Origin of the sequence: Limnobacter parvus (assembly GCF_024623725.1) — a bacterium.
Taxonomy (GTDB): Bacteria; Pseudomonadota; Gammaproteobacteria; order Burkholderiales; family Burkholderiaceae_B; genus Limnobacter; species Limnobacter parvus.
Genome location: NZ_JANKHG010000017.1, coordinates 636,391 through 658,135 on the forward strand (window position 1 = coordinate 636,391; position 21,745 = coordinate 658,135).

Annotated in this window: 18 protein-coding genes; 8 read left to right on the plus strand and 10 right to left on the minus strand. The window is 51.2% G+C overall.

Annotation, left to right across the window (positions count from 1 at the left end):
• Positions 1-49 precede the first annotated feature (49 nt).
• Together NSP04_RS10100 and NSP04_RS10105 are read left to right on the plus strand one after the other, a co-directional pair.
• Positions 50-673 (plus strand): hypothetical protein, encoded by a 624-nt coding sequence (locus NSP04_RS10100; RefSeq protein ID WP_257512202.1) that lies wholly within the window; start codon positions 50-52, stop codon positions 671-673.
• Between the two features lie 69 nt (positions 674-742).
• A complete protein-coding gene (locus NSP04_RS10105) occupies positions 743-2,059 on the plus strand; it encodes an MFS transporter (protein WP_257512203.1) in 1,317 nt (438 codons plus the stop codon).
• An 18-nt stretch (positions 2,060-2,077) separates the two neighbouring features.
• Here NSP04_RS10105 and serS read toward each other — a convergent pair whose 3' ends face one another.
• The 4 genes from serS to NSP04_RS10125 all read right to left on the minus strand — a co-directional run bounded on the left by serS (position 2,078) and on the right by NSP04_RS10125 (position 7,885).
• Positions 2,078-3,367, minus strand: coding sequence for a serine--tRNA ligase (gene serS / locus NSP04_RS10110; RefSeq protein ID WP_257512204.1), 1,290 nt, complete (start codon positions 3,365-3,367; stop codon positions 2,078-2,080).
• Between the two features lie 84 nt (positions 3,368-3,451).
• Entirely contained in the window at positions 3,452-4,819 is a 1,368-nt protein-coding gene (locus NSP04_RS10115; RefSeq protein WP_257512205.1) for a replication-associated recombination protein A, read from the minus strand.
• Complete coding sequence (lolA, locus tag NSP04_RS10120) at positions 4,816-5,451, minus strand: outer membrane lipoprotein periplasmic chaperone LolA (protein WP_257512206.1); 636 nt, start codon at positions 5,449-5,451, stop codon at positions 4,816-4,818. The genes NSP04_RS10115 and lolA overlap by 4 nt, the downstream gene beginning before the upstream one ends.
• A gap of 121 nt (positions 5,452-5,572) precedes the next feature.
• Positions 5,573-7,885, minus strand: coding sequence for a DNA translocase FtsK (locus NSP04_RS10125; RefSeq protein WP_257512207.1), 2,313 nt, complete (start codon positions 7,883-7,885; stop codon positions 5,573-5,575).
• A gap of 108 nt (positions 7,886-7,993) precedes the next feature.
• Between NSP04_RS10125 and trxB the strand changes: the two genes are divergently transcribed.
• From trxB to NSP04_RS10145, 4 genes are all read left to right on the plus strand, one after another.
• Complete coding sequence (gene trxB / locus NSP04_RS10130) at positions 7,994-8,959, plus strand: thioredoxin-disulfide reductase (RefSeq protein ID WP_257512208.1); 966 nt, start codon at positions 7,994-7,996, stop codon at positions 8,957-8,959.
• A gap of 26 nt (positions 8,960-8,985) precedes the next feature.
• A complete protein-coding gene (locus tag NSP04_RS10135; RefSeq protein WP_257512209.1) occupies positions 8,986-9,648 on the plus strand; it encodes a Smr/MutS family protein in 663 nt (220 codons plus the stop codon).
• 34 nt (positions 9,649-9,682) lie between these two features.
• Entirely contained in the window at positions 9,683-10,603 is a 921-nt protein-coding gene (locus NSP04_RS10140; protein ID WP_257512210.1) for an alpha/beta fold hydrolase, read from the plus strand.
• A 104-nt stretch (positions 10,604-10,707) separates the two neighbouring features.
• Positions 10,708-12,213, plus strand: coding sequence for an NEL-type E3 ubiquitin ligase domain-containing protein (locus NSP04_RS10145; RefSeq protein WP_257512211.1), 1,506 nt, complete (start codon positions 10,708-10,710; stop codon positions 12,211-12,213).
• Here the strand turns inward: NSP04_RS10145 and NSP04_RS10150 are convergent.
• Together NSP04_RS10150 and NSP04_RS10155 are read right to left on the minus strand one after the other, a co-directional pair.
• Positions 12,210-12,548 (minus strand): P-II family nitrogen regulator, encoded by a 339-nt coding sequence (locus NSP04_RS10150; protein WP_257512212.1) that lies wholly within the window; start codon positions 12,546-12,548, stop codon positions 12,210-12,212. The genes NSP04_RS10145 and NSP04_RS10150 overlap by 4 nt on opposite strands.
• Positions 12,545-14,200 carry an NAD+ synthase gene (locus NSP04_RS10155; RefSeq protein WP_257512213.1) on the minus strand — a complete coding sequence of 552 codons (1,656 nt, stop codon included), beginning with the start codon at positions 14,198-14,200 and terminating at the stop codon, positions 12,545-12,547. The genes NSP04_RS10150 and NSP04_RS10155 overlap by 4 nt, the downstream gene beginning before the upstream one ends.
• 41 nt (positions 14,201-14,241) lie before the next feature.
• Between NSP04_RS10155 and NSP04_RS10160 the strand changes: the two genes are divergently transcribed.
• Positions 14,242-15,447, plus strand: coding sequence for a GNAT family N-acetyltransferase (locus NSP04_RS10160; RefSeq protein WP_257512214.1), 1,206 nt, complete (start codon positions 14,242-14,244; stop codon positions 15,445-15,447).
• 52 nt (positions 15,448-15,499) lie between these two features.
• Here NSP04_RS10160 and ppa read toward each other — a convergent pair whose 3' ends face one another.
• From ppa to hemC, 4 genes are read right to left on the minus strand one after another with little or no spacing between them, the layout of a single operon-like run.
• A complete protein-coding gene (ppa, locus tag NSP04_RS10165; protein WP_257512215.1) occupies positions 15,500-16,027 on the minus strand; it encodes an inorganic diphosphatase in 528 nt (175 codons plus the stop codon).
• A 50-nt stretch (positions 16,028-16,077) separates the two neighbouring features.
• A complete protein-coding gene (locus NSP04_RS10170; RefSeq protein ID WP_257512216.1) occupies positions 16,078-17,268 on the minus strand; it encodes a heme biosynthesis HemY N-terminal domain-containing protein in 1,191 nt (396 codons plus the stop codon).
• Positions 17,265-19,229, minus strand: a complete 1,965-nt coding sequence (locus NSP04_RS10175) for a uroporphyrinogen-III C-methyltransferase (protein ID WP_257512217.1) — start codon at positions 19,227-19,229, stop codon at positions 17,265-17,267. The genes NSP04_RS10170 and NSP04_RS10175 overlap by 4 nt, the downstream gene beginning before the upstream one ends.
• A gap of 8 nt (positions 19,230-19,237) precedes the next feature.
• Positions 19,238-20,170 (minus strand): hydroxymethylbilane synthase, encoded by a 933-nt coding sequence (gene hemC / locus NSP04_RS10180; RefSeq protein WP_257512218.1) that lies wholly within the window; start codon positions 20,168-20,170, stop codon positions 19,238-19,240.
• A gap of 149 nt (positions 20,171-20,319) precedes the next feature.
• Here hemC and argH point away from each other — a divergent pair, with 149 nt between their 5' ends.
• The gene (gene argH, locus NSP04_RS10185) at positions 20,320-21,744 is read left to right on the plus strand and encodes an argininosuccinate lyase (protein WP_257512219.1); all 1,425 of its coding nucleotides are present in this window, start codon (positions 20,320-20,322) and stop codon (positions 21,742-21,744) included.
• Position 21,745: the final 1 nt, after the last annotated feature.

Sequence of the window (21,745 nt, forward strand, 5' to 3'; positions counted from 1 at the left end):
GTAATTGCCATTTAAATAGACTCTGCAGCGCTCATTTTTTTGAATCTGAATGCTCACTGCGGATAGTACAAATAACGTTGTTGCTAGTTTTCAGGAGTTAATCATGAGTTCGATCGCTGAGCGCCTGACCCGATCATATTGCCTATTTCATTGGCTGCAGGTCAAGCCCATCCCGGAGCAAATTCGGTCGAGTGTTGCCTATAGTACTTTGGAGCAAGAACTTCTTTCTCTTAAGGTAAAACCTGAAGACTTGGCTGCAGTTGGTTCAGATGTAACAGATAATTTTGAAGAGTCACGCTTGGCTTTCATGGTGCGTTACAGCGGCCTGACTTGGTCTACATGCTCAATTTTTTGTGATGCCATTGAGCACAACAGTTGGTTGCAAAATGGTACGCCCCTGCTGGTGCAATTCACGGGGGTAGATGCCACGGGTGAAATTGGGCTTCCAAAAGCCGCACTCGGTGATTTTATGTTCTTAAAGCCGAGTAATGTTTGGGTGGATAACAATCGGGTTGTATCGTTCACCGTGCGCTGGAATAAACATGAAACCCGCCGCATGGAGCGATTTATTCGGCTGGCCTCCGCGCGCCATGGCCTAGAGGCCACGGTCAGCAACATTGCCCAAAGCGAGAAATTTATTGCCGCAATCAAGGCCACAGTAGGCGCTCAGTAATTAACTTCCGCGTCGTCCGTTAATTGAAAGGCACCTTAGGGTGCCTTTTTTCTTTGCCAAAGTAGCGCCATGCAAAAAACCAAAGACACCAGCACAGCCCTGTACGACCTGATAACTGGCGACGAAGATGCCCGGGTGTGCAGAGACATTCCTGATGAATCGTGCCGGCACCAGCCTGTCAATTTCTTTCTGCACCTGATTAGCAACTTTTTCACCAAACTGGCCGATGAAATTGCCAGCGCGCGCCTGGTTTTCCCGTGGGTATTGGGTTTGTTGGGCGCTCCAATGTTGCTGGTTTCCCTTGCTGTGCCCATTCGGGAATCGGGCGTACTGTTGCCGCAGTTATTCATCGCTGCAAAAATTCGAGCAAAGGCCTTGCGGAAGTATGTGTGGATGTTTGGCGGGTTGTTAAGTGGCTTGGCTTTGTGGGCCTGTGGATTCGCCTTGTTCATGGATATTCCTGCACAGCAAGCCACTTGGCTGGTGTTCAGCGCATTACTAATGTTCAGTTTTGCCCGGGGAATTTGCTCTGTGGCTGCAAAAGATGTGTTGGGCAAAACCATATCGAAATCCAGGCGGGGCACTTTGATGGGCCTGGCCACCAGCGTTTCGGGAATTTTCACCCTGCTTTTGGGGCTGAACCTGGGTTTTTACAATCAAATTAAAAACAACGAGTTAATTTTGGCCAGCCTGTTCGGCATTGCTGGTTTGTGCTGGATTATCTCTTCAGCCGCAATTTGGGCGATTCGTGAAGAACCGGGTGCCACTGAAGGTGGGGGCAATGCGGGAGTTGAAGCGCTGAAATCGCTGCGACTGCTTAAGGATGACAAACCATTTCGCAATTTCGTAATTGTTCGCACCCTGCTACTTAGCGTATCGCTGGGCGCCCCCATGTTGATTATTCTGGCTCAAGATGCGCTGGGCAATGCTGCACTGATTGGTCTGTTTCTGATTGTGTCTGGCCTTGCCAACACAGTTTCAGGTTACGTGTGGGGGCGACTGGCCGATTATTCAAGCCGGGTGTTGATGGCCATTTCAAGTGGATTGAATGCTTTAGTAGGTATTGCAGTGCTTCTATTGCTTCAATTTGAAGTTGAAATAAGCGCATTGGTGCTGTTCGTCGCAGCTTACTTCGGTGCTTCAGTGTGTTTGGCCGGTGTGCGTTTGGGCCGCAAAACCTTGTTGGTGGACATGGCCACCGCGGAAACCCGTTCAGCCTACGTTGCGGTTAGCAACACCGCCATCGGCTTTTTGATCTTGATCATGGGTGCTTTGGTTAGCATAATCGCCGGGCAAGACACCCACGCCATGTTGTGGATGTTCAGTATTCTTTCCGCATTGGCCTGCGTGCTGTGCCCGGTTTTACTACCTGTTCAAAAAGCTTAAAAAATCACGACCTGTTTTTCAGGCGGTCAATACTGTTTTACCGCCCATATAAGGTTGTAATACCTCAGGCACTTTCACAGAGCCGTCTGCCTGCTGGTAGTTTTCCAGCACCGCCACCAAAGTGCGGCCCACAGCCAGGCCAGAGCCATTTAACGTGTGCACAAACTCGCTTTTCCCGGCGTCATTTTTGAAGCGTGTTTTCATGCGACGCGCTTGAAAGCTTTCGCAGTTGGAGCATGAGGAAATTTCGCGATAAGTGTTTTGGGCGGGCAGCCACACTTCAATGTCGTGTGTGCGGGTAGAGCCAAAACCCATGTCGCCGGTGCACAGCACAATGACCCGGTAAGGCAAGCCGAGCTTTTGAAGAATATTCTCGGCATGCTGGGTCATTTCATCCAGCGCCGCGTAGGAGTTTTCAGGGTTTTCAATGCGTACCATTTCCACTTTGTCGAACTGGTGCTGGCGAATCAGCCCGCGCGTGTCGCGGCCATAGCTGCCCGCCTCTGACCGGAAACAAGGTGAGTGTGCTGTCATTTTAATGGGCAAGTCGCTGGCTTTCAGCATTTGGTCTGCCACCAGGTTGGTCAAAGTAACTTCTGCGGTGGGAATTAAATACAAAGGCTCTGAAGCGCCCTCTTCTCCGCCCTTCTTCACTGAAAAAAGGTCATCTGCAAATTTAGGCAATTGGCCTGTGCCCTTCAAGGCTTCACCACGCACAATGTAGGGTGTGTAATGCTCGGTGTAACCATGCTGCTCGGTGTGAGTGTCCAGCATAAACTGAGCCAAAGCGCGGTGCAGCTTTGCAATTTGACCTTTCAGAACGGCAAAACGTGAACCTGACAAATTAGCGGCTGTTTCGAAGTCTAGCCCCAAGTTTGTGCCCACGTCCACATGGTCTTTTACCTCGAAGTCGAACTTCGCGGGTGTACCCCAGCGGCGTAGCTCCACATTCTCTTCTTCGGATTTGCCCTGTGGAACTGACTCGTGCGGCAAATTGGGGATGTTCAACAAGAATGCATTCACTTCCTCTTGCAACGCCGTGAGGTCAGCCTCATTTCGCTTCAATTCATCGCCCAGTCCAGCCACTTCTGCCATTACAGTGGAAACATCTTCACCCTTGGCTTTTAACTGGCCAATTTGTTTGGACAAGCTGTTGCGCTTGGCTTGCAGCTCTTCGGTGCTGGTTTGAAGTTGCTTGCGTTTGCCTTCCAGCTGGTTGAACTGTTCAATGTCCAGGCTGTAACCGCGCTGGGCCAAGCGATCGGCCACATTGTTCAGGTCTTTGCGAAGCAGTTGAATGTCTAGCATGGAAGTTTCTCGAATTGCGGTTGGTGTGAATAGCGGTGATGGTACTAAAACTTAAAGCACAGTGAGGGCTTGGGCGGGCGCTTCTTACTTTTTTTCAGCCGCTTTGGCATTGCGCTCGGCCAGCCAATTCAGTTTCTCGGCAATTTTACCTTCAAGGCCGCGGTCGGTGGGCTGATAGAATTTCGGGGTCTGCAGGCCGTCTGGCCAATAACTCTCACCTGCTGCATGCCCTGCTTCTTCGTCGTGGGCATATCGATAGCCTGAGCCATGCCCCAGTTCCTTCATTAGCTTGGTGGGCGCGTTGCGCAAATGCATGGGCACTGGCATTGAGCTGCTTTGTTTGACATGGGCCATGGCTTGCTTGTACGCGTTGTAGCCCGCATTGCTTTTCGCGGCAACAGCCAAATACAGCACACACTGGGCCAAAGCCAGTTCACCTTCAGGGCTGCCAAGGCGTTCGTAAGTTTGGGCCGCTTCATTGGCAATGGTGAATGCACGTGGGTCTGCCAGGCCAATGTCTTCCCAAGCCATGCGCACAATGCGCCGGGCCATGTAACGCGGGTCGGCGCCACCATCTAGCATTCGGCAAAACCAATACAGCGCAGCATCGGGATCGGAACCGCGAACCGATTTGTGCAAGGCTGAAATTTGGTCGTAAAACGCATCGCCACCCTTGTCGAACCTGCGAATTTGCGAGGGGGCGATTTGCTTCAATGCGGGCAAATCAAGACTTTTCAAGCCCTGTGCCTTGGTTTGTAGCAAGGTGATTTCCAGCAGGTTCAAAAAACGGCGCGCATCGCCATCCGCATAGGCACACAAGGCATCGAACGCATCGCTTTCAACGTTTATCTCAGTACTCAGTTCAAGCTGGGCGCGTTCAAGCAAAAGCGAGAAATCCTCAGCACTCAGGCTGTTCAGCACATACACCTGCGAACGCGAAAGCAATGCCGAATTCACTTCAAACGAAGGATTTTCAGTGGTTGCACCAATGAAGGTGACCAGCCCAGTTTCAACAAAAGGCAAAAGCGCGTCTTGCTGCGATTTGTTGAATCGGTGAATTTCATCGATAAACAGAATAGTGGACTTGCCGGCGCGGGCGTGTTCACTGGCCTGGTCAATGGCAGCACGAATTTCTTTCACGCCGGAAAGCACGGCCGACAAGGCAATAAACTGTGCTTTTGCGGCACCTGCCAACAGGCGGGCCAGCGTGGTTTTCCCAACCCCGGGTGGCCCCCACAATATCAGCGAGTGAACGTGCTGTTGCTCGAACAACAAAGTAAGTGGTTTGCCAGGCCCCAACAGGTGCGTTTGCCCAACTACTTCAGCAAGCTGGCTTGGGCGAATGCGCTCAGCCAATGGCACAGAGCCCTTGACTGAGTTTGGCACACCCTCGCCGCCTGTAAATCGGTGGTTTGCGTGCGAAGGATCGTCGCCAAACAGGTCTGGTGTCATTGCGCTCGAATAAGGTCTACGCCGGCGGGTGCTTTGAAGTCAAAATAAGCAGCAGGTCGTTGCTTGGAAAAGTCCCAATTCGTCAGCTCAAGCTGAGTCACCTGCCCCAAGGCATCGTGAATTTCAAGGCTTACTGGCAAACCATCTTTCCAGCCAATGCGGGCGTAGTCGAACAGGTTGTCTTTGTCTTTGGGCTTGATCACAAGCCATTCTTTGCCATCTGTCATGCCTTCGTCTTTCAAATCGAACAATTTGTCGACGTTCTTGCTACCGAACAGCAAGGCCACGGGGGTAGAGTCCATTGCGTTGCCAATCGGCTTTTCTGTGGCGTGACCCATGTCTTCATCGTAAGAAACCACATTGGTGCCGTTTGAAAGCAGCAGCAAGGGGTAAGGCTTCTTGATTTCCCAGCGAAACTTGCCGGGCCGGGAGAAAGTAAATTCACCTGTGCCACGTTGTTTTATAGCGCCTGTTGGAGAAATAACCACTTGGGAAAACTGGCCTTCAGCAAACCCGCGGTCTTTCACAAAACTGGTCAATGCTTCTTGCGCAGAAGCCCACGCGCTTGAACTGGCCCCTATCAGCAAAGCAAACACCACGGCTGTGCGGTTAAAAAACTGTTGAACTTGCATGAAATTTTGCTTCCTTTGTTGCTTCATGTGGGTGAAATACACCCATTTAACGCACGCGTATTGGTGGTGGTAAACACACTTAACCAAACTTAATATAGTTCACCCAACTACACCCGCTTGGTTAGTCGTCGTCTTGCCCAGCTTCAGCACGGGCAAGAATTTCCCGGTTGCCGTTTGATTGCATGGCAGACACCAAACCAGCTTGTTCCATACTTTCCAGCAAGCGTGCAGCCCGGTTATAACCAATGCGCAGGTGCCGCTGTACAAATGAAATGGAGGCCCGGCGGTGCTTCAATACAATGCCCACGGCTTGGTCGTACAGTGCGTCTTTCTCACCATCAAAACTACCCGCGGTGGCATCCATGCTGGCATTGCCACCTTCCTCTACAGTACCACCTTCCAGAATGCCTTCAATGTAGTTGGGTTCACCACCCTTCTCTTTCAGGTATTCAACCACACGGTGTACTTCTTCATCCGATACAAAGGCACCATGCACCCGCTGGGGCACGCCAGAGCCTGGCGGCAGGAACAGCATGTCACCTTGACCCAGCAACGCTTCTGCGCCCATTTGGTCAAGAATGGTACGGGAATCAATTTTCGAAGAAACCTGAAAGGCAATTCGGGTGGGAATGTTTGCCTTGATCAAGCCGGTAATTACATCGACAGAGGGCCGCTGGGTGGCCAATATCAAATGAATACCCGCCGCACGTGCTTTTTGGGCCAGGCGAGCGATCAGTTCTTCAATCTTTTTGCCCACCACCATCATCAAGTCGGCCAATTCGTCAATCACGATGACCAGCATCGGCAAGGTGTCGAGCGGTTCGGGTGCGTCGGGGGTCAAGCTGAAAGGGTTTGGAATGCTGGTGCCGTTTTTCTTGGCCTCGGCAATTTTAACGTTGTAACCTGCCAAGTTTCGCACACCCATTTTGCTCATCAATCGGTAGCGCTTTTCCATTTCGCCCACCGCCCAGTTCAACGCATTGGCAGCTTGGCGCATGTCGGTGACCACCGGGCACAGCAAGTGCGGAATGCCTTCATAAACGCTCATTTCAAGCATTTTCGGGTCAATCAAAATCAACCGCACTTCTTCGGCGCCGCTTTTGTACAGCAGCGACAAAATCATCGCGTTAATACCCACCGACTTGCCTGAACCCGTGGTGCCTGCCACCAACAAATGCGGCATTTTGGCCAAGTCGGCCACCACTGGTTTGCCTGCAATGTCTTTGCCCAAGGCCATGGTTACTGGTGATTTATTGGTGCTGTACACCTGTGAACCCAGAATTTCAGTCAGCTTGACCACTTGGCGGCGTGGGTTGGGCAATTCCAGGCCCATCAGGTTTTTACCGTAAATGGTTTCAACCACGCGAATAGACACCAAGCTAAGCGCGCGGGCCAGGTCTTTGGCCAAATTCACAACTTGCGAACCTTTCACACCGGCCGCAGGCTCTACTTCAAAACGGGTAATCACCGGGCCGGGCTGGGCTGCGACCACCTGAACCTGTACACCAAAGTCGCTGAGTTTTTTCTCAATTAGCCGTGACGTATATTCCAGGGTATCGGCAGACACCGTTTCAATGGTGGCCGGGGCATCGTCCAGCAAGCCCAAGGGTGGCAATTCAGTTTCGGTTAACTCAGCAAACAATGGCTGTTGCTTTTCCTTGATGGCCTGAACAGAGGGTTCGGCCGCAACAGCCACCGGTTCAATTCGAATGGGCTTGTGCTCTTCAAACTTCTCGCGTTTTTGCTCCACTTTTTCAACACGCGCCAAAGCAACCTTCTTGCCTTCCTTGCGGTCAAAATAGGCAGTAATGAAATCTTTGGTTTTAAAGACCAAGCCTTCCAGAAAACCACCCACGCGTTCAGCCATCACAGCCCAGCTTAAGCCCAGCAATCCGCTTAAACCAGCGGCGGTGCACAGCAGCAACAGCATGACAGCGCCAGACAATCCCAACAATTGTTGAAAAACGCTTGAAATGGTTTGACCCACCACACCACCGGCACCCGCAGGCAAACCTTCGCCTTTGAAAACCGAAAGTGATTCCAGCCCCATTAAGCCAACCCACAGCACGATGAAACCAATTGGCCGCACCCAGGCAATCCATTTAGGCAAAGGCTCGCTAAATCCTGGTAGGTCAATGGTGTCTACCATTTTGCGGGCGCGCCACAACATGAAAAACGACAAACCCAGCAAGGCGTAGGCCGAATAACCGGCGATGAAAAACAACAGATCGGACAAATGCGCGCCCACCGCCCCGCCAAAGTTGCTGACCACTGCACTGCCGGATTCATGAGAAAAGCTGTCGTCTTGGCTGCTGTGTGAAACCAGGATCAAAAACAGATAGATCGAGAAGACAAGCAGGCACAACCAGCGAATTTCCAGCAGCAGTTTGCTGATTCGAAGTGTGCTTGTATTTTGTGTGGTCTTGGAATTCACTGTAATAAGAGTAGCCCGTGATGCAGCATATAATTGAAGCCTGTATTCTGACAAAGTTCGAGAGAAATATCTTGAACGAACACCATTTGAAGCACAAAAGAGGTAGCAATGACCAGTTCTAACACGCCACGCCACGCCAAAGTACTGATTTTAGGGTCTGGCCCCGCCGGGTACACTGCTGCAGTGTATGCCGCCCGCGCCAATTTGAACCCAGTATTAATCACTGGCATGGCCCAAGGTGGCCAATTGATGACCACCACCGATGTAGACAACTGGCCCGCCGACGCCGAAGGCGTTCAAGGCCCAGAGCTGATGAACCGTTTTCTGGCGCATGCTGAACGCTTCAACACCGAAATCATTTTTGATCACATTCATACTGTTGAACTACAACAACGCCCGTTCACGCTAAAAGGTGACGCAGGCGTTTACACCTGCGATGCACTTATTCTGGCCACCGGCGCCAGCGCCATGTACTTGGGTCTGCCCTCTGAAGAAGCGTTTGCAGGAAAAGGCGTCTCGGCATGCGCCACCTGTGATGGTTTTTTCTACCGCAATCAGGAAGTGTGTGTGGTGGGTGGTGGCAACACCGCTGTTGAAGAGGCCTTGTACTTGAGCAATATTGCCAAAAAGGTCACCGTAATTCACCGCCGCGACAAGTTCAAAGCCGAAGCCATTTTGATCGACAAGATGATGGACAAGGTGAAGGAAGGCAAAATTGAGTTGAAAACCGATTACACCCTGGATGAAGTACTTGGCAATGAAATGGGTGTGAATGGCGCACGCATCAAGTCGACCAAAACCGGTGAAACCCAGGATTTGGCTTTGCAAGGCGTTTTCATCGCGATTGGCCACAAGCCGAATACGGATATTTTCGAAGGTCAAATCGAGATGAAGAACGGCTACATCACCACGCGCAGCGGCTTGAACGGCTTGGCGACGATGACCAGCATCGAAGGCGTATTCGCAGCGGGCGACGTACAAGACCATGTCTACCGCCAAGCCATTACCAGCGCAGGTACAGGCTGCATGGCTGCATTGGATGCACAACGTTGGTTGGAAGCACAGGAAGGCTGACTTGTTTTTACAGCGGTAATCATGCAGTGAAAAAGCTGACATCCATGGCTGATCTTGAAGGGGTCAGGCGCTCGCTTGAAGCACAGCGCCTTGAGGCTGAACGCCTTGGGGAAATCAAGGCAGAAAAAGCAAGGATCAAGGCTGAGGAAGAAAAAAAACGTCACGACGAAGCGAACCTGTTCAAGCGGCAGGTTCGTGACGTAACGCCCCTACGCGATGTCAACATCAAAATCCATAAACCAGTAAAACCTTTGCCCATTGCCCGTCAACGCGAACTGGACGATGAATCGGTGCTTTGGGAAAGTATTTCGGATGAAATGGATGTTGAACGGTTTCTGGAAACTGATGACAAACTTTCCTATCGCCGCAACGGCGTAGGCCTTGAAGCGCTGAAAAAACTTCGGAAAGGCAAATGGGTTGTGCAAGCTCAAATCGACCTTCACGGATTGCGTTCTGATGAAGCCCGCACAGCAGTTGGAGAATTTCTGCGATCCAGCGTAAAACATGACATTCGTTGTGTAAGAATCATTCATGGCAAGGGCTTGGGCTCAATCGGCAAAGAACCCGTGCTGAAAGAGAAAGTAAAACGATGGTTGGTACAAAAGGATGAAGTACTGGCCTTTTGCCAGGCCCCGCCGCGCGATGGCGGTGCTGGTGCACTGCTGGTGATACTGAAAGCCCGACAATAAAAACGACAGTTAAATAACGCGGAGACACACGCAGATGAAAACTTCCAGCCCGGCAATTGCATGGCAACAAGGCTTTGCCAAATCGACCACTACTGGATTGACCATGGCTTGGGAAAGTGCCGGCCCCGCAGATGCAGAAACCATTTTCATGGTGGCTGGTCTGGGTTGCCAGTTAACCATGTGGAACGATGAGTTTTGCAGACCTTTGCTTGAACGTGGTTACCGCCTGCTGCGATTTGACAACCGCGACATCGGATTGACCGACCAGCATCCCAGCAGCATGAAAGTGAATGTGCCCGCCACATTCATTCGCAACAAATTGGGCTTGAAAACACCGACAAACTACAAACTCGACACCATGGCCAATGATGCTGTGGGCCTGATTGATGCGTTGCAGTTAAAGCGCCCTCACCTGCTGGGCATTTCAATGGGTGGCATGATCTCGCAAATTGTGGCCGCCCAGCACCCCGACAAAATCGGCAAGCTGGTGACCTTGATGTCGACCACCAACAGCCCCAAGCTGCCCATGCCTTCGCCCAATGTGTTGCACAACATGTTCTTGAAGAAACCGAAAAGCCAGAAGCTCGAAGATGTGGTTGAGCATGTGGAGCGCGTTTTCACCGCCATTGGCAGCCCCGGCTACCCACCAGACCCTGCCAAACTGCGTGAGCGCGCGCGAAATTCTTACAACCGTTCCTACAAACCTGCGGGTGTTTTGCGCCAAACCCACTGCGTAGTGGCAACAGGCTCAATCGAGGATTACACCCGGGAAATCAAGGTGCCAACGTGCATAATTCATGGACTTGACGACCCATTGCTAAGAAAAGTGTGTTCAGAGCGAATCGCCAAGCTGGTGCCAAATTCGCGGCTTCACCTGATTAAGGGGTTGGGTCATGACCTGCCCGAACCCCTGGCACCCACTTTCGCGGAAATCATTCATAGTCATTTGAGTTGATACGAACAAGTCCCATACCTTGTGCGTCGGGCAGCAGGTCAAGCCATTTCGCGACCTCTGCCCGCACGCAGTATCAAGGTACCAATCAAATACACCAAACACCGATGAATTCGGTTGAGCTTGAGCGCATGCTGAGTGTTTACATTCGCGACGCTGCGCCTTGTGAAAATCGTATCGAAGCCAAGAACAGGATGATGCAGTGCTTGGAAAGCCAAACACCCCATCGCACGCTAAATCTTGAAAATCTTGGTTTAATAGCTTTGCCAGAAGACTTAAGTTTTTTGAACGGCATTCACGAAATAAGGTTGGCCAACAACCGCCTGGAACGTTTGCCGGAATCAATTTGTTCAATTGCATCACTGGTCATTTTGCGCTCCAACGACAATGTGCTTGTTCAACTGCCGGAAGCTTTTGGAAATCTGCAATCACTTCGCCAGGCATGGCTAAACGACAACAATTTGACTGAACTTCCGCGTAGCCTCGCGCACCTTCGCCATCGGTGCTATGTCAATCTGAATGCCAATTTACTTCCACAAACAGTTCGCCAGCAGTTGCACCATGCAATTGTGGCTCTGCATGCCCAAAACCCACAGCAGGGCCCACAAATTTACCATGACATGGCATTGGAAAATCAGATGGTCACAGTGCTGCCGTTGAAGGAAGAAATTGACTCCTGGCGTGTTGAAGCAGGCCTTTCTGGGCGCTATTCGCAAGCTGTGGATTTGTCACAAGCAATAGAGTTTTTGCCAGCGCCCGCGGCAAGTGCACTGTCTTCGCAACTTGCCCGCATGCGAGCAACAGCGCACTACACCAAAGCCCCCCAAAACCTTGTGGCACGAGTCAACGATGTGCTTGATTACATGCACAACAACGTGGATGTATTGCACACCTGCGCGGCAGTTGCAGTTGAGGGTACAGAAACATGTGATGACCGAATCGCACTTGCATTTATTGAGCTGGAAGAAGCCATTGTTCACCACCGGAGTGCCAAGTTAAGCCTTGATTTGGACAGCCGCCGTGATGTGAATACGTTACAAAATTTAATTACCACTGCCAAAGGCCTGCATAAATCGCAGTTGTTAAAGGAAATTGCCCAGAAGAAAATTGGCACCTTGGTTGGATTTGTAGATCACACTGAAATTATCTTGAAGTATGTGGTGAAGCTTTCAACTGAATTGAACTTGCCCAGCCAACTGAACGAGATGATTTTTCAGCGCTGCGCATTACAGGTTACGGGTGCTGACATTGATCGCGCTCGGCATCAAATTCAGGAATTGGCCACTGACGAAAATCTGAACAAATACCTTGCAGCATGGGAACCCTGGAAACACGCCATGGCGAAATACTGCCCGCTTGAATACACCGAAGCGGTGGCCAAAGCCAGCGCAGAAAAGGCCATGTTGTTTGAGGAAGTCGCTGCCCTGGCCGAGCAATTGGCTGATACAGAAGCAAGGTATGGAAAATTAAGTGAACAATATTTGGGCGTGGTCACAGCCAACAATGAAGCAAATGCCAAATATCGAAGTCTTGAAATAAGCGAACTTTCAGCCCTGACAAGCAAGGTCAGGCAGCAAATTGCCCAACACTCGCCCAATCAGTCATTGGTTTAAATTGCGGCTTCGCCCTGCTCGCCGGTACGAATCCGAATAACACGCTCAACATCGGTTACGAAAATTTTGCCGTCGCCAATTTTGTTGGTACGCGCCGCGTTCTGAATTGCGTCAATGGCTTGATCCACCATTTTGTCGTCAACCACCAATTCAATTTTTACCTTTGGCAGAAAATCAACCACATATTCCGCACCGCGGTACAGCTCGGTGTGGCCGCGCTGGCGACCAAAGCCTTTTACTTCCGTCACAGTAAGGCCATTAACACCCACTTCCGACAATGCTTCGCGTACCTCGTCCAGTTTGAATGGTTTGATGATTGCGCTGATCAGTTTCATTCTTGGAATCCTTCTAGATCGTTGAACTTTGATGTGATTGGATAGCGCCAGTCACGACCGAATGCCCGGTGCGTGACCCGAATACCCACGGGCGCTTGTCTTCTTTTGTATTCGTTGATACGAAGCAGTTTAACAGCCTTGAACACATCGTCCTTCTGAAAGCCGCTGGCAATGATGTTTTCCACCGATTCATCTTTTTCCATGTAGCGCGCGAGAATGGCGTCAAGCACAGCATATGGAGGCAAGCTGTCTTGGTCGACCTGGTCAGGGCGCAACTCGGCAGAAGGTGGGCGGGTAATGATTCGAGTCGGAATAATCTCGGATATACCGTTGCGGTATTCGCACAGCTCATAAACCAGGGTTTTGAAGATGTCTTTGATCACCGCAAAGCCGCCAGCCATGTCGCCATACAGGGTGCAGTACCCAGTGGCCATTTCGCTTTTGTTGCCCGTGGTTAAAACAATGCGACCGGTTTTATTGGAAATCGCCATCAGCATGGTGCCGCGAATTCGGGCCTGCAGGTTTTCCTCGGTGGTGTCGGTGGGCAAGCCTTTGAACAAGGGGGCAAGGCTGAAATCGAAAGCCTTCATGCAGTCTTGAATGGAAATTTCATCGTACTGAATGCCGAGACGCTTCACCATGTCGCGGGAATCGTCCAGCGAAATGTCGGCGGTGTAAGGCGATGGCATCATCACAGCGCGAACCTTGTCGGCGCCCAGCGCGTCCACGGCTATCGCGAGCGTTAGTGCTGAATCAACGCCGCCAGACAAACCAATTATTGCGCCAGGAAAGCGGTTCTTGGTCACGTAATCATGCACACCCATTTTCAGGGCTTCATACACCTGCGCGTGTATCTCAAGTTCAGGCACACATGGCTGATGCGCTTCAAGCACAATCGGTTCGCCCGGGCGCGCCACAGCATCAAGCACTGCCAGCGCTTCCTGAAACTGGGGCAAACGCATGGCCACGTGCTGTTTGCCGTCCATGGCAAAAGAAGCACCATCGAACACCAATTCGTCTTGCCCGCCCAGCATGTTGGCATACACAATCGCCATTCCAGTTTCTTGCACACGCTGCGCAACCATCGATTTTCGAATGGTTTGCTTGCCCATGTGATATGGCGATGCATTGGGCACCAACAGTACCTCGGCACCAGCTGCGGCTGCAGCCTCGGGTGCGTACCGGTTCCAGGTGTCTTCGCAAATATTCAAGCCAAAACGAATGCCATCTACTTCAAACACCAGCGGGCGATTGTCGGGCGTAAAGTAGCGTTGTTCGTCAAACACCTCGCGGTTGGGCAAATCATGCTTGTGATACATGCCCACCACCTGCCCTTTGTGCAACACCGAGGCAGCATTGAACAGCTCGCCTTCGCGGTGTGCTGGGTGGCCCACCACGACATACAGATCAAGCGAGGCCAGGCTTTCGCGCAAACGATCAAGTGCAGCATCGGTTTGGCGCTGGAAAGACGGTCGCAACAAAAGGTCTTCAGGTGGATAACCAGTGATTGAAAGTTCAGGCGTAAGAAGGATTCGCACACCTTGTTCTGCGGCTTGCTGCGCATATTCAAGAATTTTTGCGCAATTGCCTTTTAAATCACCCACAGTCAGGTTTAACTGCGCAATCGCCAATCGGACTCGGGATAAACTCACTGGGTACCTGCATAGTAGTTGTCGCCTTTATGAATTATCGCATGCAGATTTGCCAATCCATTGGCGAGATCGCACAAGCTGAATGGAATTCACTTGTGCTTAAATGCAATGGTGGTGTGCTTCACCCTGCCCTTCGCCATGAATACCTGCTGGCTTTGGAAAGCAGCGGCAGCGCCACGGCTGAAACCGGCTGGGGGCCTTTGCATCTGGCCATTCACAGCGATACTGGCGGTTTGCTGGCTGCATTGCCTTTGTACTTGAAATCACATTCGTACGGTGAATATGTCTTTGATTGGGCTTGGGCCCAAGCCTATGAAAAAAACGGCCTGCGTTATTACCCCAAACTGCTGTGCGCCATTCCTTTTACCCCGATATTAGCGCCAAAGGTGTTGTGTACTGATCTTCATGCGGGCGCTGCATTGGCGCAGGGCTTGGCCCAATTAACCTGGCAAGCAGCTGAAAACACCGAGCTTTTGGGCACCCAAATTTCAACACTGCATGCCTTGTTCTTGACCGAGCAAGATCAACAACTGCTACTTGGCAACGCCACCAGTCTGAATAACAGCAGTCGCCATGTGGTGCAGTTTCATTGGCGCAACCAAAACCCTTCAAGCGGGCAGCCATTTGACGAATTCGATGAATTTCTGGATAGCTTGAACCAAAAGAAGCGAAAAAATATTCGCGCTGAGCGGCGCAAGGCACAAGTCGAAGGTTTGCGCATTCAGCGCATTCACGGCACGCAAGTTACGGCTGAACAGCTGGAGTTTTTCTACCAGTGCTATTCACGCACGTACATGGAACATTTTTCCAGTCCCTATTTGAATTTGAAGTTTTTCAGGCAACTGTGTACCAGCATGGGTGAACAGATTTTAATCATTCAAGCAAGCCTGAATGAGCAGCCTGTGGCCAGTTCATTTTTTCTGTACAGCGAAAAAAGACTCTACGGCCGCTATTGGGGCTGCGTGGAAAACCTGCCATGTCTGCATTTTGAGTTGTGTTACTACCAGGCCATTGAATTTGCGGTTGAACAAGGCATTGAATGGTTCGAGGGTGGTGCGCAGGGGGAGCACAAAATGGCTCGTGGCTTGAACCCGCAAACCATGGTAAGTGCGCACTATGTGCACGACAATGAATTCAAGCTACCCATCGAGAATTTTTTAAGGCGTGAAAAAGCACACTTGCAAGCTTATGCCACCGAGTTAAGCGAGCACACTGCATTCCGTGCAGGCACAACGCTGGAAGAATAAAAAAAAGCCAACCCGCAGGCTGGCTTTTTTCACACACGGTTCAAGGCAGCATTCAGCCTTTGTAGTTGGCTACACCGTCGCTGATTTCTTTCTCAACGTCTTTCATGTCACCCCAACCTTCAATTTTTACCCACTTGCCTTTTTCCAGGTCTTTGTAGTGTTCAAAGAAGTGTTGAATACGCGCCAGGAATTCCTGGGGTACGTCTGAAATGCTTTGGTAGTGCTTGTACTGCGGTAGCAACTTTTCAACCGGCACACCCAGCAGCTTGGCATCGCCACCCGATTCATCTGTCATTTTCAACATGCCGATGGGGCGAACACGAACCACACAACCGGGTTGCAGGGGGTAAGGCGTCATCACCAACACATCCACGGGGTCGCCATCGGCAGCCAAAGTTTGAGGAATATAGCCATAGTTGCAGGGGTACTGCATGGAGGTGCCCATGAAGCGATCCACGAACAAGGCACCGCTTTCCTTGTCGATTTCGTATTTAACCGGATCTGAATTCGCGGCGATTTCAATAATGACATTCACATCGTTCGGTAGGTCTTTACCAGGGGAAATGCTTTCGTAGCCCATGCTTGTTAATCCTTGAAAATAAAATTGCTCGTATTGTATCGAATATTGCTTTACACAAGCTGACGGTCGTTCTGTAGATGGTTGTTCAACTTTTCCCGCCAAACCTTGGCGCGTTCACTCTGGTTGGCCGACTCATACAGGCGCTCAAGCTTTCCCGCCACATGGGCTGAAGGCTGTTTGGCATACACCGCTTCAAATCGTGAAATAGCCTTGCCCCACAACTGCTCGCGTTCGCACACGTCGGCAGCCAGCTCAAGCAGACGAAGATCTGCAGGATGTTGCATCAACAAATGTTCAACATTGGGAAGTGATTCCCGTGGTTCCAGCACCGCAACCTGGTGGTACACAGGCAGCAAATCTTTATTGAATTGCTGCTTCAACGCTGTTTCCAGCATGGTGCGCGCTGCAGTAACCAGCCCACTGCGCATCAGGCCAGCGGCTAGCATGCGTAACACACTGCTGCTTTCAAGTTCGACAGGTTTGGCACCTGAAAGTACTTCCTGCATTTTCGCCGAGTCTTGGCCAGCAATTTCACACAGGCCAGCATAAATTCGAGTTAGTGCTTCATTCTTTTCACTGTGGGTAAGCGCAGAAACAGCCACGCAGCCACGAAATTGAACCAGGGCGTCTTGCCAGCGCCGCAGGCCCATCAAGCCCAACATGCGAAGACGTTGAACCTGGGGTAATTTCGCAGCCAACGGATCCATCGCTTCAAGCAGGGCCAGCGCACCTGCAAAGTCTTGTTTGGACAAGGCCACTTTGCCTCTCAACACAACCAACGCGTTGGAGTGTTCGCCCACCATGGCTTTTTCCTGATTAAGTATTTCTTCAGCGATGTCGTAGCGGTCAGCCTGAATAGCCGACATGGCTCGAATCAAGTAACTCAAATCGGTTTCTATGCCAGTTTTGCTGGCTTGATTCAATGCCTTCTGAGCACCTTGTTCGTCACCGGTGATCAGGGCAATCAGGCCTTGTGTGTTGGCTTTCAGCAAAGCATTTTGCTTGCGGTTCATCCAATATTCTTTGAATTTGCCTGGCAACTGGCTGGAGGCGCGCCACGCACGCATCAGAATATAAAGAACAAAGAAAGAAAACAAAATTGCAATGATTGCAAAATTCAGCGACATGTCAATTCTGTATTGACCAAAGAAGATCAACACTTTGGAAGAATTGCCTTGAGCCATCAGTGTCACTGCCACTGCTACGACAACAACCAGCAACAAACCGATCAGTTGCTTCATTGACGCTCCCCCTGCTGCCCCGCCACAGCCAGTCGAAGCGCGGCTGAAGTGGCCTGCAATTCAGGCAAAACCAAATCGAGCTGAACCTTGCCAATTTCGCCGATTACAGATTGTGCGCGCTGCACCTGAATCGACTGGGTGTCGAAATAAGTGTTCAGAAGGTTGGAGGATCGCTCCAGATCGGATCTCAACAAGGTGGCCTGGCGGGATAGTAAGGAAATTCTGGCGTTTAGCAAAGAAAGGCGCAGCGAGTTTCGCAAATCAGTTTCCTGCCTGCTTGAAAGCAACAATACTTCTGGGCTGTCGACCTTGGTCACTTCAACCAGCGACTTCACGTCGTACCAAACCGTTTTCGCCAAATCCTTAACGGTAATCCACGCTTGCTGAAATCCCAGCGCAGTGTTTTGGTTGGGTTGAACGGGTGGTGCTTCTGTATTGTTATTTGCGGCTGGCTCGTCAGTCATTTCCGCCAGGGTTTGGTCTTTGGTCGCGTCAACACTAGAAAGCATAGGCAAACTTTCTACCGAATTCACGACCGAATCCAGAGAAATTGCCAATCGAAGCAAGTCATCGGTGGGCAATGCCTTGATTTCTGACAAATCCTTTTCCAGCGCGACGCGCAAGTTCAACAAAGACGGCTTTTCGCTGCTTTCAAGTAACTCAATGGCCTGTGTCAGGGCGATTGCAGCTCCATTGACATTGCCCAGCAGGTAAAGCTGGCGCTTGGCGATTGAAATTAACTGCTCGACCTCGCTGAGAGAGACTTCAGTGCGGCTCGACAACAAACTGTTGTAAATTTCTTCGAGGCTGGCGCGCTGGCTGGCCTCCTCTTTTTGCGCCTGTTCTAGCACATCAAAGCGCGTCTTCAGGTCTTTGGCCAAGTCGCCGGCTTCACCAATGTCTTCTTTCACAAGGTCCAGGGTGGTCGACTCTTTTTGGATTCGCTCACCAAAGGCCATGCGAGTTTTTTCAATCTGGTTTTTTCCGGCAAATGCGATCAACAAAATTAGAACAAAGCTGACAACCGAGATAAAAAACGCGGCTTTGCCCAACCATTGGTTGTTGGCTTGAGCAATCTGGCCGGTGCCAACTCGGGCTGCAGGTGGGGTTGCCGGCGCTGGGGTTGATGCGGGTGTAGGTTTGTTATTGTCCATGCTCTTCTTGTTGGAATTAAGCCAAGAGTTCACTGATTGTATCCCTGTTGCTATCTGCACAACATGGGCATATCCCAATTCCTTGCATTTGGCGGTAATGCGTGGGTGGGTGGTCAACACAACCGACTGCATTCTAAGAACATCCAATCGCGGGTCCACACGAAGTTCAAGTTCTCGGTCGAGTGCGTCAATGGTTTCACTGCTGGTAATCCACAAAACAGCACTGTTAGAAAGAGATAGAAGTGCCTCACATTGGGCATCACTTTGCTTGATTACGCGTCGATCGTAGCATTCCAGCACTTTCACACCGTGCTGCATGTTCTCAAGTTTCTTGGGAAATTCAACCCTCCCGCGAGGCCCCTTGCACACCAACACTTCGCAACTTCCTGCCTCGAATTGACTGGACACCAAACGTGCCAAGCCATCAGAGTCCTCGGTTTCATCATTGCCTTCACCAGTGGGCGCAATGATTCGGTCTTGTGGCACCCCGAGATCACTGGCCAGCTTGGCACTTTGGCGTCCCATCACACCACAATAAACATCTGTAGGCCACTTACCCATGTGTGTAACTGTAATTTCCAGTACCGATGGGCTTACAAAGACAATCATGCGCTTTGTACGTTCGGTTTCCTGTGATAGCCATGAGTTGATTTCACCCATGGCCGCAAAGTCGGGCACCAATTCAAACACAGGAAAGTACAGCACGTTCGCGTGCTGAGCCTGCTCAAGCTGGTACTTTAAATCCAGTCTTTGCGCCAAGTACTGCTCTGGCAATTTGGGTTTGCAAACGACCAAAGTGTGACTCATGTCGATGTTTATTCCTTGAACTGTTGAATGGCAGAGTTGATCAATTGTTGCGCACCATCTTCAAGTAATTGTTGAATTACCTTGGCTGATACGTTCTGCCAGTCTGCCAAAGCGCCGGTGGCGCTTTTTTCCATGACTGATTTTCCATCCGGGCTAGCCACCAATGCACGCAATGTGAAATGAGTTGAGTTGTCCAGCGTGGCGTAACCAGCGATAGGTACCTGGCAACTTCCACCCAGCGCCTTGGACACAGCACGTTCAGCACTCACCAAGGTGGTGAACACTGGGTCGGTTAAACGCATGGCCACACGGGCAAGGGTCTCGTCTTCTGCACGAATTTCAAGCCCTAGCGCCCCTTGTCCAACCGCAGGCAGCATGTCCACAGAGTCAATTACATTGCGAATTCGGGAATGAAGGCCCAATCGCTTTAAGCCGGCAGCGGCCAATACAATGGCTTGGTACTGCCCGGAATCAAGTTTGCCCAAACGAGTATCAAGGTTACCGCGTAAGGGTTCAACTTTTAGATGCGGGTAACGGGCCAGAATCTGCGCTTGCCTACGCAAACTTGAACTGCCCACTACCGCGCCAGCTGGCAGGTCGGCCAAGCTTGCATAGTCGTTGGATACAAATGCATCGTGCGGGTCTTCACGGGTCATGAAGCCGAGCAATCGGAACTCAGGGTCTAAGTCCATGGGAATGTCTTTCCCGGAATGCACGGCCAAATCGGCTCTGCCTTCAAGCAGGGCATGCTCCAGTTCTTTGATGAACAGGCCCTTGCCACCTATTTTTGCCAATGAGCGGTCGAGAATTTGATCACCTTTGGTGGTCATGCCCACAATTTCAACGCTGGTTACCTCGGGCAGTGCCAACAAAAGATCTCGAACGTGCTCCGCTTGCCACATGGCCAAGCGGCTTTCCCTTGATGCAATTCTTATTTTCATTCGGTGTGGCGACCCGACAAGTCGCGATTCAGTTGAGAAAATTTGGTGTATTCCCAACGGCAAGGCCGTGAGAAGGCGTTTATTGCGAAAGTCTAGCACGTCAAACCCTTATAATTAGCCCCTATTCCAAAGTGCATAAAGGATTCCCCATGTCGAACCAATGGTCCAAAAAACAGGAAGCATGGTCAGCGCGATTCAATGAACCCATGTCAGAGCTGGTCAAGCGCTACACGGCCTCCGTGTTTTTCGACAAGCGACTGGCGGAATTCGACATTCAGGGCTCATTGGCCCATGCCACCATGTTGGCTGAATCCAATGTAATTGCTGCTTCCGACCTGCAGGCCATTGAAGGCGGAATGAAGCAAATCCTTGGAGAAATCGAAGCCGGTAAATTCAACTGGCAGCTGGATCTGGAAGATGTTCACTTGAACATTGAACGCCGATTGACCGAACTGGTTGGCGACGCTGGCAAGCGGCTGCACACGGGCCGCTCGCGCAACGACCAGGTGGCCACCGACATTCGCCTGTTTTTGCGACATGAAGTGGACCGCATTCAGGATTTGTTGAAAGCCCTGATTCAATCGCTTGTTACGGTCGCTGAAAAGAACCACGCCACCGTGATGCCCGGTTTCACCCATTTGCAAGTGGCGCAGCCTGTCACCTTTGGCCACCACCTGCTGGCCTACGCTGAAATGTTTGAACGCGACCTTGAACGCATGCAAGACTGCCGCAAGCGAATTAACCGCCTGCCACTGGGCGCTGCGGCACTTGCTGGTACTACGTTTCCGATCAACCGCAACCGCACTGCCGAACTACTTGGTTTTGATGCCCCCACGCGCAACAGCCTCGATTCTGTTTCCGACCGTGACTTCGCAATTGAATTTTGCGCAGCCAGCAGCATTTTGATGATGCACGTGTCGCGTTTGTCGGAAGAATTGATTATCTGGATGAGCCAGCGATATGCCTTCATTGACTTACCCGATCGCTTTTGCACGGGTTCGTCCATCATGCCGCAAAAGAAAAACCCGGATGTGCCCGAACTTGCGCGCGGCAAAACAGGCCGTGTTTACGGCCACCTGATGGGTCTGCTGACCCTGATGAAAGGCCAGCCACTGGCTTACAACAAAGACAATCAGGAAGACAAAGAACCCCTGTTCGACACCGTGGACACGGTAGTCGACACATTGACCATCTTTGCTGAAATGGTTGAGGGCATTCAGGTAAAGGCAGACAACATGCGCGCAGCTACCCTGGAAGGTTATGCCACGGCCACCGACTTGGCCGATGCACTGGTGAAGCGAGGCATGCCGTTTCGCGATGCTCACGAGGCGGTTGCACGCGCAGTTCGCTATTGCGACACGCAACAGTGTGGCCTGGAAGCCTTAACCGTTCCCCAGTTACAGGAAGCATTGCGACTTACTGAATTGGGCTACAGCGACGATTTGGTCGACACCGCCCTTTGCGCAGTGCTTACCCTGGAAGGTTCGCTTCAGGCGCGCAATCACATTGGCGGCACCAACCCTGACCAAGTAAAGGCAGCGGCTGCTGAAACCCGCAAGCGCCTGGGTTTCTAAA

What these genes read in the sequence shown, in the direction of transcription:
- hemC (WP_257512218.1), bottom strand. Translation starts at nt 20,170, where the DNA reads ATGAAAATAAGAATTGCATCAAGGGAAAGCCGCTTGGCCATGTGGCAA.
- NSP04_RS10150 (WP_257512212.1), bottom strand. Translation starts at nt 12,548, where the DNA reads ATGAAACTGATCAGCGCAATCATCAAACCATTCAAACTGGACGAGGTA.
- NSP04_RS10115 (WP_257512205.1), bottom strand. Translation starts at nt 4,819, where the DNA reads ATGACACCAGACCTGTTTGGCGACGATCCTTCGCACGCAAACCACCGA.
- NSP04_RS10160 (WP_257512214.1), top strand. Translation starts at nt 14,242, where the DNA reads ATGCAGATTTGCCAATCCATTGGCGAGATCGCACAAGCTGAATGGAAT.
- ppa (WP_257512215.1), bottom strand. Translation starts at nt 16,027, where the DNA reads ATGGGCTACGAAAGCATTTCCCCTGGTAAAGACCTACCGAACGATGTG.
- lolA (WP_257512206.1), bottom strand. Translation starts at nt 5,451, where the DNA reads ATGCAAGTTCAACAGTTTTTTAACCGCACAGCCGTGGTGTTTGCTTTG.
- NSP04_RS10145 (WP_257512211.1), top strand. Translation starts at nt 10,708, where the DNA reads ATGAATTCGGTTGAGCTTGAGCGCATGCTGAGTGTTTACATTCGCGAC.
- NSP04_RS10170 (WP_257512216.1), bottom strand. Translation starts at nt 17,268, where the DNA reads ATGAAGCAACTGATCGGTTTGTTGCTGGTTGTTGTCGTAGCAGTGGCA.
- NSP04_RS10105 (WP_257512203.1), top strand. Translation starts at nt 743, where the DNA reads ATGCAAAAAACCAAAGACACCAGCACAGCCCTGTACGACCTGATAACT.
- NSP04_RS10140 (WP_257512210.1), top strand. Translation starts at nt 9,683, where the DNA reads ATGAAAACTTCCAGCCCGGCAATTGCATGGCAACAAGGCTTTGCCAAA.
- argH (WP_257512219.1), top strand. Translation starts at nt 20,320, where the DNA reads ATGTCGAACCAATGGTCCAAAAAACAGGAAGCATGGTCAGCGCGATTC.
- NSP04_RS10100 (WP_257512202.1), top strand. Translation starts at nt 50, where the DNA reads ATGCTCACTGCGGATAGTACAAATAACGTTGTTGCTAGTTTTCAGGAG.
- serS (WP_257512204.1), bottom strand. Translation starts at nt 3,367, where the DNA reads ATGCTAGACATTCAACTGCTTCGCAAAGACCTGAACAATGTGGCCGAT.
- NSP04_RS10175 (WP_257512217.1), bottom strand. Translation starts at nt 19,229, where the DNA reads ATGAGTCACACTTTGGTCGTTTGCAAACCCAAATTGCCAGAGCAGTAC.
- trxB (WP_257512208.1), top strand. Translation starts at nt 7,994, where the DNA reads ATGACCAGTTCTAACACGCCACGCCACGCCAAAGTACTGATTTTAGGG.